12 protein-coding genes are annotated in these 16,181 nt (G+C 64.7%); 8 read left to right on the forward strand and 4 right to left on the reverse strand.

All coding sequences use genetic code 11. From position 1 onward, the window contains the following. Complete coding sequence (cysQ, locus tag RFN30_RS01910; RefSeq protein ID WP_320260952.1) at positions 1-786, forward strand: 3'(2'),5'-bisphosphate nucleotidase CysQ; 786 nt, start codon at positions 1-3, stop codon at positions 784-786. 219 nt (positions 787-1,005) lie between these two features. On the opposite strand, the gene RFN30_RS01915 is transcribed toward cysQ, so the two are convergent. The 4 genes from RFN30_RS01915 to RFN30_RS01930 all read right to left on the reverse strand — a co-directional run bounded on the left by RFN30_RS01915 (position 1,006) and on the right by RFN30_RS01930 (position 4,996). Next, positions 1,006-2,148 (reverse strand): DegT/DnrJ/EryC1/StrS family aminotransferase, encoded by a 1,143-nt coding sequence (locus RFN30_RS01915; protein ID WP_320260444.1) that lies wholly within the window; start codon positions 2,146-2,148, stop codon positions 1,006-1,008. Positions 2,149-2,400: 252 nt separating this feature from the next. Next, complete coding sequence (locus RFN30_RS01920) at positions 2,401-3,324, reverse strand: carbohydrate kinase family protein (RefSeq protein ID WP_320260445.1); 924 nt, start codon at positions 3,322-3,324, stop codon at positions 2,401-2,403. Next, positions 3,321-3,767 carry an RbsD/FucU family protein gene (locus RFN30_RS01925; RefSeq protein ID WP_320260446.1) on the reverse strand — a complete coding sequence of 149 codons (447 nt, stop codon included), beginning with the start codon at positions 3,765-3,767 and terminating at the stop codon, positions 3,321-3,323. Before RFN30_RS01925 ends, RFN30_RS01920 begins: the two co-directional genes overlap by 4 nt. A gap of 2 nt (positions 3,768-3,769) precedes the next feature. Next, positions 3,770-4,996, reverse strand: coding sequence for an ROK family transcriptional regulator (locus RFN30_RS01930; protein WP_320260447.1), 1,227 nt, complete (start codon positions 4,994-4,996; stop codon positions 3,770-3,772). 228 nt (positions 4,997-5,224) lie between these two features. On the opposite strand from RFN30_RS01930, the gene RFN30_RS01935 reads away from it, so the two are divergent. The 7 genes from RFN30_RS01935 (at position 5,225) to glgA (ending at position 16,181) form a co-directional block, all read left to right on the forward strand. Then, positions 5,225-6,241: a sugar ABC transporter substrate-binding protein gene (locus RFN30_RS01935; RefSeq protein WP_320260953.1), complete on the forward strand. Its 1,017-nt coding sequence runs from the start codon at positions 5,225-5,227 to the stop codon at positions 6,239-6,241. Positions 6,242-6,401: 160 nt separating this feature from the next. Continuing rightward, positions 6,402-7,466, forward strand: a complete 1,065-nt coding sequence (locus RFN30_RS01940; protein ID WP_320260448.1) for an ABC transporter permease — start codon at positions 6,402-6,404, stop codon at positions 7,464-7,466. Positions 7,467-7,468: 2 nt separating this feature from the next. Further along, on the forward strand, positions 7,469-8,251 hold the full coding sequence (locus RFN30_RS01945) for an ATP-binding cassette domain-containing protein (RefSeq protein ID WP_320260449.1): 783 nt from the start codon (positions 7,469-7,471) through the stop codon (positions 8,249-8,251). 144 nt (positions 8,252-8,395) lie between these two features. Further along, positions 8,396-10,858, forward strand: a complete 2,463-nt coding sequence (locus tag RFN30_RS01950; protein WP_320260450.1) for a glycogen/starch/alpha-glucan phosphorylase — start codon at positions 8,396-8,398, stop codon at positions 10,856-10,858. 217 nt (positions 10,859-11,075) lie between these two features. Further along, positions 11,076-13,298 (forward strand): 1,4-alpha-glucan branching protein GlgB, encoded by a 2,223-nt coding sequence (glgB, locus tag RFN30_RS01955; RefSeq protein WP_320260451.1) that lies wholly within the window; start codon positions 11,076-11,078, stop codon positions 13,296-13,298. A 52-nt stretch (positions 13,299-13,350) separates the two neighbouring features. Next, complete coding sequence (glgC, locus tag RFN30_RS01960) at positions 13,351-14,616, forward strand: glucose-1-phosphate adenylyltransferase (protein WP_320260452.1); 1,266 nt, start codon at positions 13,351-13,353, stop codon at positions 14,614-14,616. A gap of 119 nt (positions 14,617-14,735) precedes the next feature. Continuing rightward, the gene (glgA, locus tag RFN30_RS01965) at positions 14,736-16,181 is read left to right on the forward strand and encodes a glycogen synthase GlgA (protein ID WP_320260453.1); all 1,446 of its coding nucleotides are present in this window, start codon (positions 14,736-14,738) and stop codon (positions 16,179-16,181) included.

Raw genomic sequence — 16,181 nt, forward strand, 5'->3', positions numbered from 1 at the left:
ATGCTGGGCGTCTTCGAGCGCCTGGCGCTCGATGCCGGCCGCGAGGTGATGCGCGTCTTCCACGAAGGCTGCGCCGTCGACAGCAAGGCCGACTCCTCGCCGGTGACGGAAGCCGATCGCGAAAGCGAGAGGATCATCCTGGCCGGCTTGCGCGGCGCCTTTCCCGACATTCCTTGCGTGGCCGAGGAAGAGGTTGCCGCGGGCATCGCCACGCCCGATCTCGACAGCGCCTTCTTCCTCATCGATCCGCTCGACGGCACCAAGGAATTCGTCAATCGCCGCACCGATTTCACCGTCAATATCGCGCTGGTGCGCCACGGCGTGCCGGAAGTCGGCGTCGTCTTCGCGCCCTGCACCGGACGTTTCTTCTCCGGCCGGCCGGGCAAAGCGGAAGCGATCGAGGTCGATGGCGACTACCGCATCGTCGGCCGCCGGCCGATTGCCGTGCGCGAAGGCAGCACGCCGCTCGCCGTCGTCGCCAGCCGCTCGCACAACACGCCGGAAACCGACGCCTTCATCCGCGATCTCGGCGCCGCCGAGATCGTCTCGATCGGCTCTTCGCTGAAATTCTGCCTGCTCGCGGCCGCCGAGGCCGATGTCTATCCGCGCTTCGGCCGCACCATGGAATGGGACACGGCGGCCGGCGATGCGGTGCTGCGCGCCGCCGGCGGCATGACCCGCACGCTTGACGGCCAGCCGCTGGTTTATGGCAAGCGCAACCAGGCGAGCGACACGGATTTCGCCAACCCGCATTTCATTGCGACGGGCAAGAGCGCGAGCGCGTAGTCAGCGTCGCGGCTTAGAAAAACCTCGACATGCTGGCGGGACAGCGCCCCCCTTGGGCTGCCGGACATCTCCCCTCGAGGGGCAAGATCGGATGTCACGCCGACTTTCGCCAGCCTTCAACGGTGAAAAGCGAGCGGATCGCCGAAGCTGCCAATCTCCCCCCTTGAGGGGGAGACGTCCGGCAGGACAGAGAGGGGTGCTTGGCGCCGACCTTTCAGCCTACGCGGCCGCCACATGCGCCGAGTTCGAGCCGATATAGTTGCGGATCGACTCGATGATCCGGTCCTGGTCGGCTTCGCTGAGATACGCGTGCATGGGCAGGCAAAGGATCTGCTTCGGCAGCTTTTCCGAAACGGCAAGGCCGGTCGGCGTGCGCGGATAGTCGCGATAGGCGACCTGCTCGTGCAGCGGCTTCACATAATAGATGACCGACGGGATGCCCTTCTCGCCGAGATGGGCCTTCAGCCCGTCGCGCTTCGGCGTCTCGATGGCGTACTGCGCCCAGGCCGAGCGGCCGTGGCCGAGGTTGCGCGACGCTTTCACGACGTCGCCGAGGCCCTTTGCATAGCGATCTGCGACGGCCTGGCGCGCCACCATCTCCTCCTCGAGGATGGCGAGCTTCTCGATCAGGATCGCCGCCTGCAGCGTGTCGAGGCGCGAATTGATGCCGACGCGGATGTTGTCGTACTGGGTCTCGCCCTTGCCGTGGAAGGCGAAGGATCTGAGCTTGTCGGCCAGTGCGGCGTCATTGGTGAACATCGCGCCGCCGTCGCCGTAGCAGCCGAGCGGCTTGGCGGGATAGAAGCTGGTCGAGCCGACATGGCCGAAGGCGCCGCACATCGTGCCGTCGGCCGAGCCGCCCATCGACTGGGCGGCATCCTCGATCACCAGCAGGTTCTCGCGTTTGGCGATCGCCATGATCGCCTCGTAGTCGGCGGCAAGCCCGAACAGGTCGACCGGGATGATCGCCTTCGGCTTCAGCCTTCCTTCCTTCTTGATCATGTCGATCGCCGCCTCGAGGCTGGCGATATCGATATTGTAGGTGTCGGGATCGACGTCGACGAAGACCGGTTCGGCCTTGGCGAGCGCCACGACTTCGGCCGTCGCGGCAAAGGTGAAGCTCGGCACGAACACGGCATCGCCCGGACCGATGCCGGCGGCAAACAGCGGCAGAAGCAGCGCATCGGTGCCGTTGGCGCAGGCCACGACATGCTTGACGCCGACGTAAGCCGCGAGCTTGTTCTCGAATTCGGTGACCTGGGGCCCGAGAATGTAGCGGCCGTCTTCGACCACCTTGTCGATCGCGGCCTTCAGCCGGTCGCGGATTCGTTCGCGCTGCGCGCCAAGATCGATGAACTGCATGTCGGCCTCAGATACTGCCAGTAAACCGGCCCGCTGGTACCAGACTTGGCACGGCTGAAAAAGCCGGCCACGGCCGAAGCGAATTGCGCAAGTGTCGCAGCCTGTTACCGTCTTTTGCCGGCGTATTGCCCGAGGAAGCCGGAAATCCGGGCTTCCGGGCGCATTCCCGGTGCCTTTTATCGCGCTGTTCCGGTCTTCGGAAACATAAAGTGATCGGTCGGGCGGAGGTCGCCGGACGGCCCGGACAGCCGATCAGGCGATTTCGTGCCGCCAGGGCGGGTTGGCGCCGGCCCGCGACACGGTCACCGCGGCCGCCTTGGCGCCAAGCTCCAGCGCCTTGCGGATCGCGTTTTGCGAGAGGCCGCCGATCGCCGCCTTGGTGAGCAGGCCCTGCTCGTGCAGCGAGGCAAGGATGCCGGCATTGAAGGTGTCGCCTGCGCCGACCGTGTCGACCACCTTCACCTTCTGCGGCACAACCGTGACCTTGTGCTCCTTGCTGTAGCCGACGGCGCCTTCACTGCCATGGGTGACGACGATCAGCCTGGGGCCGCGGTCCAGCCAGTTGCGCACCACGTCCTCGTGCGAGCCCGCCTCGTCGAACCAAGTGAGGTCCTCGTCCGACAGTTTGACGATGTCAGCCATCGCCATCATCTCGCGGATGCGCCTCAGATGCTTGGCCTTGTCCGGGATGAAGTTCGGCCGGATGTTGGGGTCGAGCATCATAACCCGGCTCCCGTGCTCGCGCCGCATGAACTCCTCATAGGCGGATCCCGCGGGCTCCGAGATCAGGCTGATGGCGCCGAACAGCATGGCCTCGATCTCGGCGCCGAGCTTCGGCAGATGCTCGACGGCGAGCATGCGCCCGGCGGTGTTCTCGTCGTAGAAGGTGTAAGTCGCCTGACCGTTGGTGAGCCGCACGAAGGCGAGCGTCGTGGGCTTTGGCGAGGTGTGCGCATAGGTCGAGCTCACCTTGCTAGCCCCCAGCGCCTCGCGGAGCTGACCGCCGAACAGGTCGGAGGAAAGGCCGGAGAAGAAGCCCGCCGGAGCGCCCAGCCGGCCGAGTGCGATCGCCGTGTTGAACACCGCGCCGCCGACATAAGGCGCGAAGGCCGCTTCGCCTTCCGTGGTCGTGCGCGGCAGCATGTCGATCAGGGCTTCGCCACAGCAGAGGATCATTGTGTCTTGGTCTCCGGCGGATGAATCACGCCCTTGCGGATGATGATATTGGCATAAAGCCTGGGTTCGCTGGTCGCCACGATCGCGTGCGCGGCCTTGACGCGTGCATAGAAGTCGGCCCCGGCCAGCGCAATCACCTTGTGGCCCGGCGCGCGTTTGGCGCAGACCGCTTCCATCTCGTGATGCACGGGATCGGCGAGCGCCGGATCGCCTTTGACCGAGGCGCGGAACAAAGCCTCGGGCACCGCCTCGTCCACCGGCAGCACGCTCAAAACGGCGTCGAGCACCGCAATGATAGGGTGGCCGTCGGCCCGGATCAGCCTGCGCGCTTGTTCCTCGGCCGGATAATTGCCATCGACGATGGCGATCTCGTCACCATGGCCCATGGCCCTGAGCGTCGCCAGAAGCTGCGGGCCGAGCAGCGGCGGGATGCCGATCAGCATGGTCAGGTGCCCCTGGAAATCGTGGTCGGTCCGATCAGGAACCGCTCCGACAGCGGCAAGCTCGCGCCGCCCAGCGCCCGCGCATGGATGCCCACTGTTCCCTCGCGCACGATAGGCAGCTTCAGCCCCTCGGCGTCGATGCCGACGATGGCGTCCGTGACCGCATCGACAAGCCGCCGCCGCACCTCGAGCGGCATCCAGCCGTCGATCACCGCCGCTTCGAAGTCGATGACGGATGAGGCGGCGACGATCGCATAGGCCAGCGCCTGCGCAGCACTGGCAATCCAGTCGTCGAGCTCGGCGCCGATCTCGCCCCATTCCTGCGGCGAGGTCCAAAGATAGGAGCCGTCGATGCCTTTCGCGCTGAGCGCCCTTTCGAGAATCGCGATCGAGGCGACGTCGATGAGCTGCGTCGGCTTGCCGTCCGGCCCGGGCACCGGCATCGAACCCAGCGCGCCGGCGTTGCCGGTCGGCCCGCCGAACAGGCGGCCGTTGAGCACGATGCCGCCGCCGGCAAAGGCGCCGATGTAGAAATAGACGAAGTCGCGCGCCGCGCCCGCCTGGCCGAAGACGAGCTCGGCGCCGCAGGCGGAGGTGGCGTCGTTCTGCAGGTAGACCGGAAAATCGCACTGCGCCTGGATGTCGGCGCGGATGTCGCGATGGCGCCATTCGTCCATGATCTCGCGCGGCGCGCCGGCCGTGTCGGCCCAGCTCCACAGTTCGAACGGCATGGCGATGCCGAGGCCGGCAATGCGCTTGTCCTGCGCCGGCGTCAGCTCGCTGCGCATCTTCGTGATGCCAGCGCTGACGAACTCCACTGTCTCGCGCGGCGCCGGATAGCGATAGGAATTCTGCAGCATCGCGCGCACATTGCCGAGGAAGTCGATCAGCACCAGCTCGGCGCTGCGGCGGCCGATCTTGAGGCCGATGAAGAAGGCGCCCTCCGGGTTGAGCGCCATCGGGATCGACGGCTGGCCGATCTTGCCGCGCAGCGGCGCCTGGCGCACGAGCAGCTTGTCTTCCTCCAGCTCGCGCATGATGACGGACACCGTCTGGGCCGACAGCCCGGTCATGCGCGCGATATCGGATTTGGCCAGGCTGCCGTGCTGGCGCACCAAGGACAGCACGAGCCGCTCATTGTGGTCGCGCATGCCGCTCTGGTTTGTGCCACGATGCAGCCTGCTTTCCCGAGCCTCGGGCGAACCGTGCCTCGCAATGCCGGTCTCCACCCTGTTCCTCCCGTCGGTTTCCCCACACTGCTTTTCGTTCAGAATGAGTGAACGGCGCAAGTCTGTCAATAATAAATAAGAGTGATTTAATTATTGACAGATGTCTCGGACTGGTGTCTTTTGAGGTGGCGTCCACGCTGGGAGAATGGTTGGATGCACTTGAGGCGCCGGGTTGGCCGGCGTCCGGAATGGTTCCATTGGGAGGAAATCGTGACCAAGAAATCGCTGCTGAAGTCCACGGTGTTCGCGGCGGCCGGGCTGGGCCTGCTCGCATTCGCCTCGTCCGCGTCGGCCGCCGGCGTCGGCGCCTGCCTGATCACCAAGACAGACACCAATCCCTTCTTCGTCAAGATGAAGGAGGGCGCGACCGCCAAGGCCAAGGAGCTCGGCGTCGACCTCAAGACCTATGCCGGCAAGATCGATGGCGATAGCGAAAGCCAGGTCGCGGCGATCGAAAGCTGCATCGCCGACGGCGCCAAGGGCATCCTGATCACCGCTTCCGACACCAAGGGCATCGTGCCGACGGTGAAGAAGGCGCGTGACGCCGGCCTGCTGGTGATCGCGCTCGACACGCCGCTCGATCCGATCGACGCTGCGGACGCGACCTTCGCCACCGACAATCTCGAAGCCGGCAAGCTGATCGGCGCCTGGGCCGCCGCCACGCTCGGCGACAAGGCCAAGGACGCCAAGATCGGCTTCCTCGACCTGACCCCCTCGCAGCCGACCGTCGACGTGCTGCGCGACCAGGGCTTCATGGAAGGCTACGGCATCGACGTGAAGGACCCGAACAAGATCGGCGACGAAGACGATCCGCGCATCGTCGGCCATGACGTCACCAACGGCAACGAGGAAGGCGGCCGCAAGGCGATGGAGAACCTCCTGCAGAAGGACAACACCATCAACGTCATCCACACCATCAACGAGCCCGCTGCCGTCGGCGCCTACCAGGCTCTCAAGGCCGTCGGCCTCGAAAAGCAGGTCCTGATCGTCTCCGTCGACGGCGGCTGCCCGGGCGTGAAGTCGGTTACCGAAGGCGTGATCGGCGCGACCTCACAGCAGTATCCGCTGCAGATGGCGGCGCTCGGCATCGAGGCGATCGCCGCCTATGCCAAGGACGGCACCAAGCCGAAGCCGACCGAAGGCAAGAACTTCTTCGACACCGGCGTCAATCTCGTGACCGACAAGCCGGCGAACGGCGTGAAGTCCATCGACACCAAGGAAGGCCTGGCCAAGTGCTGGGGCTGATGCCTGCCTGACAGCGCGTAAAACCTTGCGGCTGGGGCTTGATCCCCGGCCGCATCGGGTGGACGATACATTTTCGTAAGCGCTGATAATCCCGGCAACAGACCGGAATGCGTAAACGCAGCATGGAGCCATGACCAAGCTCCGTGAGACGGGAGGATATATGTCTCAGATGCAGGAATACGAGAAGGTGCTCTCGAGCAGCGACACCAGCGTCGCCGCCTTCGAGGAGCACGGCAAGTCTTTCGTCAAGCGCGCGCAGCATTTCCTGCATTCCACGCCGGCGGCGGTGCCGCTGATCGTGCTGATGTTGTCGATCATCATTTTCGGCATTGCCATCGGCGGACGCTTCTTCTCGTCCTATACGCTGACGCTGATCCTGCAGCAGATTGCCATTGTCGGTATTCTGGGCGCCGCCCAGACGCTGGTCATCCTGACCGCCGGCATCGATCTCTCGATCGGCGTGATCATGGTGATTTCGGCCGTGATCATGGGCAACTGCGCCATCACCTACGGTATGCCGACGCTTCTCGCGGTGATCGTAGGGCTCGCCGCCGGCGGCGCCTGCGGCCTGCTCAACGGTCTTCTGGTCGCTTACATGAAGCTGCCGCCCTTCATCGTGACGCTCGGCACCTGGAACATCGTCATGGCTACGAATTTCATCTATTCGGCCAACGAGACGATCCGCGATGCCGATGTCGACGCCCAAGCACCGCTGCTACACCTGTTCGCTATGAGCTTCAGGGTCGGCTCTGCGGTGCTGACGGCCGGTGTCATTGCCACCGTCGTGCTGGTGGCGGTACTTTGGTACGTGCTCAATCACACCGCCTGGGGCCGCCATGTTTATGCCGTCGGCGACGATCCCGAAGCGGCGAAACTCTCCGGCATCCAGACCAAGTCGGTGCTGATAGCCGTCTACACGCTCGCCGGCTTGATTGCCGCATTCGCCGCCTGGGTCTCGATCGGCCGCAACGGCTCGATTTCGCCGTCGGCCGCCGTCACCGACTACAATCTGCAGGCGATCACCGCGACGGTGATCGGCGGCATCTCGCTTTTTGGCGGCCGCGGCTCGATCCTCGGCACGCTGTTCGGCGCCATGATCGTCGGCGTCGTTTCGATGGGCCTCAACATGCTGGGCGCCGACCCGCAGTGGAAAGTGCTGCTCACCGGCGTCCTGATCATCGGCGCCGTGGCGATCGACCAGTGGATCAGAAAGGTTTCGGTGTAACCATGACCCAGCAGGCTGTCCTCACCGCGCGCGGCCTCACCAAGCGCTATGGCCGCGTGACCGCGCTCAACAACTGCGACTTCGATCTCTATCCGGGCGAAATCCTGGCGGTGATCGGCGACAACGGCGCCGGCAAGTCGACGCTGATCAAGGCGATCTCCGGCGCCGTGCACCCCGACGAGGGGGTGATCGAGCTGGACGGTAAGCACGTCCACTTCAAATCGCCCATCGAAGCCCGCGAAGCAGGCATCGAGACAGTCTACCAGAACCTCGCATTGTCGCCGGCGCTGTCGATCGCCGACAACATGTTCCTCGGCCGCGAGATCCGCAAGCCCGGGCCGCTGGGCCGCTGGTTGCGCATGCTCGACCGTCCGGCGATGGAAAAGCGCGCCCGCGACAAGCTCACCGAACTCGGCCTGATGACCATCCAGAACATCAGCCAGGCGGTGGAAACGCTCTCGGGCGGCCAGCGCCAGGGCGTCGCGGTGGCGCGCGCCGCCGCTTTCGGCTCGAAGGTGGTGATCATGGACGAGCCGACCGCGGCACTCGGCGTCAAGGAAAGCCGCCGCGTGCTGGAGCTGATCCTCGACGTCAAGAAGCGCGGCCTGCCGATCGTGCTCATCTCGCACAACATGCCGCATGTCTTCGAGGTGGCGGACCGCATCCACATCCACCGCCTCGGCCGCCGCCTCTGCGTCGTCGATCCGAAGCAGATTTCCATGTCGGACGCCGTCGCGCTGATGACCGGCGCCAAGAAGCCGCCGGAGGACGCGCTGGCGGCCTGACCTCCACTCACTTCGGTAATTGCCGCAGGAGCGCCGGATGGACATCGTGGCGTAAATCGATTTAACATATGCTGCAGCGCGGTAAAGTGGGGTAGGAGAAACGGTGAAAGCCGCTATGATCAGGCCAACCGAACGAGAGGCGATATGACATCCGCCATGACGATCGAAGCCCCCGCTCTCGACACTCCCGATCCCAAGACGCTCGCCGAGGAAGTCTTGCTGTCCCTCAAATACAGGGTCGGCAAAGACCCCACCGTCGCCACGCCCTATGACTGGCTGACCGCCTCGATCAAGGTCGTGCGCGACCGGGTGGTCGACAACTGGATGCAGGCGACCAAGGAGGCCTACGACCAGCAGGAAAAGCGCGTCTATTATCTCTCGCTCGAGTTCCTGATCGGGCGCCTGATGCGCGACGCCTTCTCCAATCTCGGCCTGATGGAAAACATGCGCGAGGCGCTGGCCTCGCTGGGCGTCGACCTCGATCTCATCGCTACCCTCGAGCCGGACGCAGCGCTCGGCAATGGCGGCCTCGGCCGGCTCGCCGCCTGCTTCATGGAAAGCATGGCGACGGTCGACATTCCCGCCCATGGCTACGGCATACGCTACGCCAACGGCATGTTCCGCCAGGAGATCCATGATGGCTGGCAGGTGGAGCTGCCCGAGACCTGGCTCGACCACGGCAATCCGTGGGAGTTCGAACGGCGCGAACGTTCCTTCGAGGTCGGCTTCGGCGGCTCGGTGGAATCGATCACCTCCAAGGCCGGCCGGCTCGAGCGCCATGTCTGGAAGCCGACCGAGCATGTGCTGGCCGTCGCCTACGACACGCCGGTCGCCGGCTGGCGCGCCAAGCGCGTCAACACGCTGCGGCTCTGGTCCGGCATGCCGATCGACCCGATCCTGCTCGACAAGTTCAATGCCGGCGACCACATTGGTGCGCTTGCCGAGAGCAACAAGGCCGACGCGCTGTCGCGCGTGCTCTATCCCGCCGACTCCCATATGGCCGGGCAGGAGCTCAGGCTGAGGCAGGAATATTTCTTCTCGACCGCCTCGCTGCAGGACATCGTCCAGCGCCATCTCAGTCAGTATGGCGACCTGAAGTCGCTGCCCGACAAGGCCGCGATCCACCTGAACGACACCCATCCCGCGGTCGCCGTAGCGGAGCTGATGCGGCTGTTGATGGACGTCCATGGCATGGATTTCGACCTCGCCTGGAACACCACCAAGCGCACCTTCGCCTACACCAATCACACGCTGCTGCCGGAGGCGCTGGAAAGCTGGCCGGTGCCGCTGTTCGAGCGCCTGCTGCCGCGCCACATGCAGATCGTCTACGCCATCAATGCCCAGGTGCTGCTCGAGGCGCGGGCCACCGGAAAATTCTCGGGCGAGCAGATCGCCAAGATCTCGCTGATCCAGGAAAATGGCGACCGCCGCGTGCGCATGGGCAATCTCGCCTTCGTCGGCTCGCATTCCATCAACGGCGTCTCGGCGCTGCACACCGAGCTGATGAAGGAGACGGTGTTCGCCGATCTCCACAGGCTCTATCCCGACCGCATCAACAACAAGACCAACGGCATCACGCCCAGGCGCTGGCTGATCCAGTGCAATCCCGGCCTCACCGCGCTCGCGCGCGAGGCGATCGGCGACCGCTTCATGGACGACATCGAGGCGATCAAGGGTCTCGATCCTCTCGCCGACGACGCCGCCTTCCGCGAGAAATTCGCCGCCGTGAAGCGGCAGAACAAGGCGAGGCTCGCCAACCTCGTCGCCGACCGGCTCGGCATCAGGCTCGACCCCTCGGCGCTGTTCGACATCCAGGTCAAGCGCATCCACGAGTACAAGCGCCAGCTGCTCAACATCCTGGAGGCGATCGCGCTCTACGACCAGATCCGCTCGCATCCCGAGCGGGACTGGATGCCGCGGGTGAAATTCTTCGGCGGCAAGGCGGCGCCCAGCTACCACAACGCCAAGCTCATCATCAAACTGGCCAACGACGTCGCCAGGGTCATCAATGGCGATCCGTCGGTGCGCGGCCTGCTGAAGGTCGTGTTCGTGCCGAACTACAATGTCAGCCTGGCCGAGGTGCTGATGCCCGCCGCCGATCTCTCCGAACAGATCTCGACCGCAGGCATGGAGGCTTCCGGCACCGGCAACATGAAGTTCGCCCTCAATGGCGCCCTGACAATCGGTACGCTCGACGGCGCCAATGTCGAGATCAAGGAGCGCGTCGGCGACGACAACATCTTCATCTTCGGCCTCACCACGGCCGAGGTCGCCGAGCGGCGCAACAACGGCTACAACCCGCGCGGCGTGATCGAGTCCTCGCCGGAATTGTCGCAGGCGGTGTCGGCTATCTCGTCCGGCGTCTTCTCGCCTGACGATCCCAACCGCTACCGCGACCTCATGAACGGCCTCTATCAGGGCGACTGGTTCATGGTGGCGGCCGATTTCGACTCCTACGCCGCCTGCCAGCGCGAGGTCGACGTCGTGTGGCGCAACAGTCCCGACTGGTACGCGCGCGCCATCCGCAACGTCGCCCGCGTCGGCTGGTTCTCGTCCGATCGCACCATCCGCCAATACGCGAAAGAAATCTGGAACGTGCCTGTCTGATGTGATTGCATGAGGTCACGAACGATGTGGCTCCGGTGCATGCCGCCCAAAAGTGCGTAGCGGTTTTGGGATTACGGCATGCACCAAAAACAAAGATTGGTGCATGCCGCCCAAAAGTGCGTAGCGGTTTTGGGCGGCATGCACCAAGACAAAGAACGGTGCATGCTGGACCAAGGCATGCGCCAAAACAAAGGTGCCCAGGGAGGGCGACCGCCTGATGAGGAAGCCGCGCGCGACCGCTGCGACGAGCGGGCCGGACGGACTGGCGCCAGCCGGCGATGTCGCGGCGATTGTCGCCGGAACGCATGGCGATCCCTTCGCGGTCCTGGGCGTGCATGAAGCCGGCAAAGGCTTCGTCGCCCGCTGCTTCGTGCCCAATGCCGAGTTCGTCACCGCCTACACGCTGACCGGCAAGGAGGTCGGGGAACTTACCCGCAGCAACGATGCCGGCTTCTTCGAGGGCAGGCTTTCGATCCGCAAGCGCCAGCCGCTGCGCTATCACGCGAAAAATGCCGGCGGCGACTGGTGGCTGACCGACCCTTACTCCTTCGGCCCGGTGCTGGGGCCGATGGACGACTACTACATGGCCGAGGGCTCGCACTTAAGGCTCTTCGACAAGCTCGGCGCCCATATCATCGAGCATGAGGGCGCCACCGGCGTCCACTTCGCCGTCTGGGCGCCCAATGCTCGGCGTGTCTCGGTGGTCGGCGCCTTCAACGACTGGGACGGTCGCCGGCATACCATGCGCGACCGCAAGGACACCGGCATCTGGGAGCTGTTCATTCCCGATCTCGGCGCCAGCCAGCCTTACAAGTTCGAGATCATCGGCCCCGACGGTGTCAGGCTGCCGCTCAAGGCCGATCCTTTCGCCTTCGAATCCGAGCTGCGTCCGGCGACCGCCTCGGTGACGGCGCCGCCGATGGCGCATCGATGGGGAGACGAGGCGCATCGCAGCTTCTGGCAGAAGGCCGATCCGCGACGTGAGGCGATCTCGATCTACGAGGTCCATGCCGGCTCGTGGCAGCGCCGCGACGACGGCACCTTCCTCACCTGGGACGAGCTCGCCGCGCGGCTGATCCCTTACGCGGTGGACACCGGCTTTACACACATCGAGTTCCTGCCGATTTCCGAACATCCTTACGACCCGTCCTGGGGCTACCAGACCACCGGCCTCTATGCGCCGACCGCCCGCTTCGGCGATCCCGACGGCTTCGCGCGCTTCGTCGACGGCGCGCACCGCGCCGGCGTCGGCGTCATTCTCGACTGGGTGCCGGCGCATTTCCCGGTCGACGAGCATGGGCTGGTGAAGTTCGACGGCACCGCGCTCTACGAGCATGCCGACCCGCGCCAGGGTTTTCACCCCGACTGGAACACCGCGATCTACAATTTCGGTCGCCGCGAGGTGGTGTCGTTCCTTGTCAACAACGCGCTGTTCTGGGCGGAAAAATACCATGTCGACGGCTTGCGCGTCGATGCGGTCGCCTCGATGCTCTACCTCGACTATTCGCGCAAGGCGGGCGAGTGGATCCCCAACGAGATGGGCGGGCGCGAGAACCTGCAGGCCGTAAGCTTCCTGCAGAAGATGAACAAGGAGCTCTACGGCCACCATCCCGGCGTGATGACGATCGCCGAGGAGTCGACCTCATGGCCCAAGGTCTCGCGGCCGGTGCATGAAGGCGGGCTCGGCTTCGGCTTCAAGTGGAACATGGGCTTCATGCACGACACGCTGGAGTACCTGTCCAAGGAGCCGATCTACCGCAAGCATCACCACAACGACATCACCTTCGGCCTGATCTACGCCTTCTCCGAGAATTTCGTGCTGCCGCTCTCCCATGACGAGGTCGTGCACGGCAAGGGCGCGCTGCTCCACAAGATGGCCGGCGACGACTGGCAGAAATTCGCCACGCTGCGCGCCTATTACGCCTTCATGTGGGGCTATCCCGGCAAGAAGCTCCTGTTCATGGGGCAGGAATTCGCCCAGCGCCGAGAGTGGAGCGAGGAACGCGCGCTCGACTGGAACCTCTTGGACTTCGCCCCGCATCGCGGCGTCTGGCAGACGGTGCGCGACTTGAACTACCTCTACCGCTCGCGCCCGGCGCTGCATGCGCGCGATTGCGAGCCGGAAGGCTTCTCCTGGCTGATCGTCGACGATCGCGACAATTCCGTCTTTGCCTGGCTGCGCAGCGCGCCGGACGGCAACCCGATCGCAGTCATCACCAATTTCACGCCGGTGCCGCGCGAGAATTATCGTGTGCCGCTGCCGAAGGCGGGCGAGTGGCGCGAGATCATCAACACAGACGCCGCCGATTATGGCGGCTCCGGCATGGGCAATGGCGGCATGGTCGTGGCGAGCGGGGAAGGGGGCGGCACGTCGGCGACAATGCTGTTGCCGCCGTTGTCGACGATTATGCTGGAATTCGTCGCGGACGAGAGCAGATGATATCTCATCTGGCTGAAGCAATGGTCCGGACAGCTTAGGAGGGAGGCAGACGATGGCAGAGATCAAGAGAACCCAGCCGCTGGCGCGCGATGCCATGGCCTATGTGCTGGCCGGCGGCCGCGGCAGCCGCCTCAAGGAGCTGACCGACCGGCGCGCCAAGCCCGCGGTCTATTTCGGCGGCAAGACGCGCATCATCGATTTTGCGCTGTCCAATGCGCTCAACTCCGGCATTCGCCGTCTCGGCGTCGCCACCCAGTACAAGGCGCATTCGCTGATCCGCCACCTGCAGCGCGGCTGGAACTTCCTCAGGCCCGAGCGAAACGAGAGCTTCGACATCCTGCCCGCCTCGCAGCGCGTTTCCGAAACGCAATGGTATGAGGGCACCGCGGACGCCGTCTACCAGAACATCGACATCATCGAGGCCTATGGCCCCGAATACATGGTCATCCTCGCCGGCGACCACATCTACAAGATGGACTACGAGCTGATGCTGCGGCAGCATGTCGACGCCAATGCGGACGTCACCGTCGGCTGTCTGGAAGTGCCGCGCATGGAGGCGACGGGCTTCGGCGTCATGCATGTCGATGCCAAGGACAACATCATCGCTTTTGTCGAAAAGCCGGCCGATCCGCCCGGCATCCCCGATAAGCCGGAGTTCGCGCTGGCCTCGATGGGCATCTATGTCTTCAAGACCAAGTTCCTGATGGAGCAGCTGCGTCGCGACGCGGCCGAGCCGGGGTCCAGCCGCGACTTCGGCAAGGATATCATCCCCTACATCGTTGAGCATGGTAAGGCGATCGCCCACCGCTTCGCCAAGTCCTGCGTGCGCTCCTCGCATGAGGCCGAGCCCTACTGGCGCGATGTCGGGACGGTCGACGCCTATTGGGAAGCCAATATCGATTTGACCGACGTCACGCCCGAGCTCGATCTCTACGACCGCGACTGGCCGATCTGGACCTATGCCGAATTGAAGCCGCCGGCGAAATTTGTTCATGACGAGGACGGCCGCCGCGGCGAGGCGATCTCCTCGCTTGTCTCCGGCGACTGCATCGTCTCCGGCGCATCGCTGCGCCGCAGCCTGATCTTCACCGGCGCCCGCATCAATTCCTATTCGAAGCTCGAGGAAGTGGTGATGCTGCCCGACGTCCAGGTTGGTCGCAACGCGCGCCTCAAGCGCGTCGTCATCGACCATGGCGTCCACATACCGGAGGGGCTGGTGGTCGGCGAGGACCCGGCGCTCGACGCCAAGCGCTTCCGCGTTTCTGAAAAGGGTATCTGCCTGATCACGCAGGACATGATCAACAAGCTGTCAACCTGATAGGTTGATCAGCTGTCGACCTGACCAGGTCGATCGACAAGCTGTCAACCTAACAGTCTGATCGACAAGTTGTCAGTCTGATCAACAAGCTGTCACTTTAAACGCGGAATGTGATGCGCATGCAGGTTCTGTCGGTCACGCCCGAAATCTTCCCGCTGATCAAGACCGGCGGGCTTGCCGACGTGACCGGCGCGCTGCCGATCGCGCTGGCCGGCAAGGGCGTGGCGATGCGCACGCTGGTTCCCGGCTATCCGGTGGTGATGGAGGCCTTCAAGAAAAAGAAGGCCGTTTACCAGTATCCGCTGCTGCAGGGCGGCAAGGCCTCGGTCCATGCCGTCAAGATCGGCGAGCTCGACCTCTTCGTGCTCGACGCGCCGCATCTCTTCGACCGCCAGGGCGGGCCTTACGGCACCGCCTCGGGCTCCGACTGGCCCGACAACTGGCGGCGCTTCGCGGCGCTGAGCCAGGTCGGCGGCGACATCGCCGGCGGCGCGATCTCCGGCTACCAGCCCGACATCGTGCACGCCCATGACTGGCAGTCGGCGATGACGCTCGCCTACATGCGCTACGGCAAGGCGGTCGGCGTGCCGTCGCTGATCACCGTGCACAACCTTGCCTTCCAGGGACAGTTCGGCGCCGGCATCTTCGGCGAGCTCGGCCTGCCGGGCGTGGCTATGCAGCTCGACGGCGTCGAATACTACGGCGGCGTCGGCTTCCTCAAGGCCGGCCTGCAGGCGGCTTGGGCGATCACCACGGTCAGCCCGACCTATGCGCAGGAAATCCGCTCGCCGGAATTCGGCATGGGCCTCGACGGCCTGATCAACATGCGCGCCACCGATCTCCACGGCATCGTCAACGGCATCGATGTCGACATCTGGAACCCTGCGACCGACAAGCATCTTGTCGCCAACTATTCGGCCGAGACGCTCGAGGCCCGCGGCTTCAACCGGAAGGCCGTCGAGGACCGTTTCAATCTCGAAAATGACGACAGCCCGATCGTCTGCGTGGTCAGCCGTCTGACCTGGCAGAAGGGCATGGACACACTGGCCGCGGTCGTCGATGGCGTCGTTCAGCGTGGAGCACGACTGGCGGTCCTGGGCTCGGGCGATGCCGGCCTCGAAGGCTCGCTGCTGGCCGCCGCCGCCCGCCATCGCGGCCGCGTCGGCGTCGTCATCGGCTATGACGAAGCGCTTTCCCACATCATGCAGGGCGGCTGCGATGCCATCATCATCCCCTCGCGCTTCGAACCTTGCGGGCTGACCCAGCTCTATGGCTTGCGCTATGGTTGCGTGCCGGTCGTCGCGCGGACCGGCGGCCTCGCCGACACCATCATCGACGCCAACGAGGCGGCGCTTTCGGCCGGCGTCGCCACCGGCTTCCAGTTCGCGCCGAACAATGGCGGCGCGCTGCTGCACGCCATCCGCCGCCTGGTCGAGGCGCATGCCAGGCCAGCGGCGTGGGCCTCGATCCAGCGCCAGGGTATGAAGGCCGATGTATCCTGGGACAAGAGCGCCGAAAGATATGTCGAACTCTATCGCCTGCTGCTTTCGAAAAGGGTTGCCTGA

Origin of the sequence: Mesorhizobium dulcispinae, from assembly GCF_033977345.1 — a bacterium.
Classification (GTDB): domain Bacteria; phylum Pseudomonadota; class Alphaproteobacteria; order Rhizobiales; family Rhizobiaceae; genus Mesorhizobium; species Mesorhizobium dulcispinae.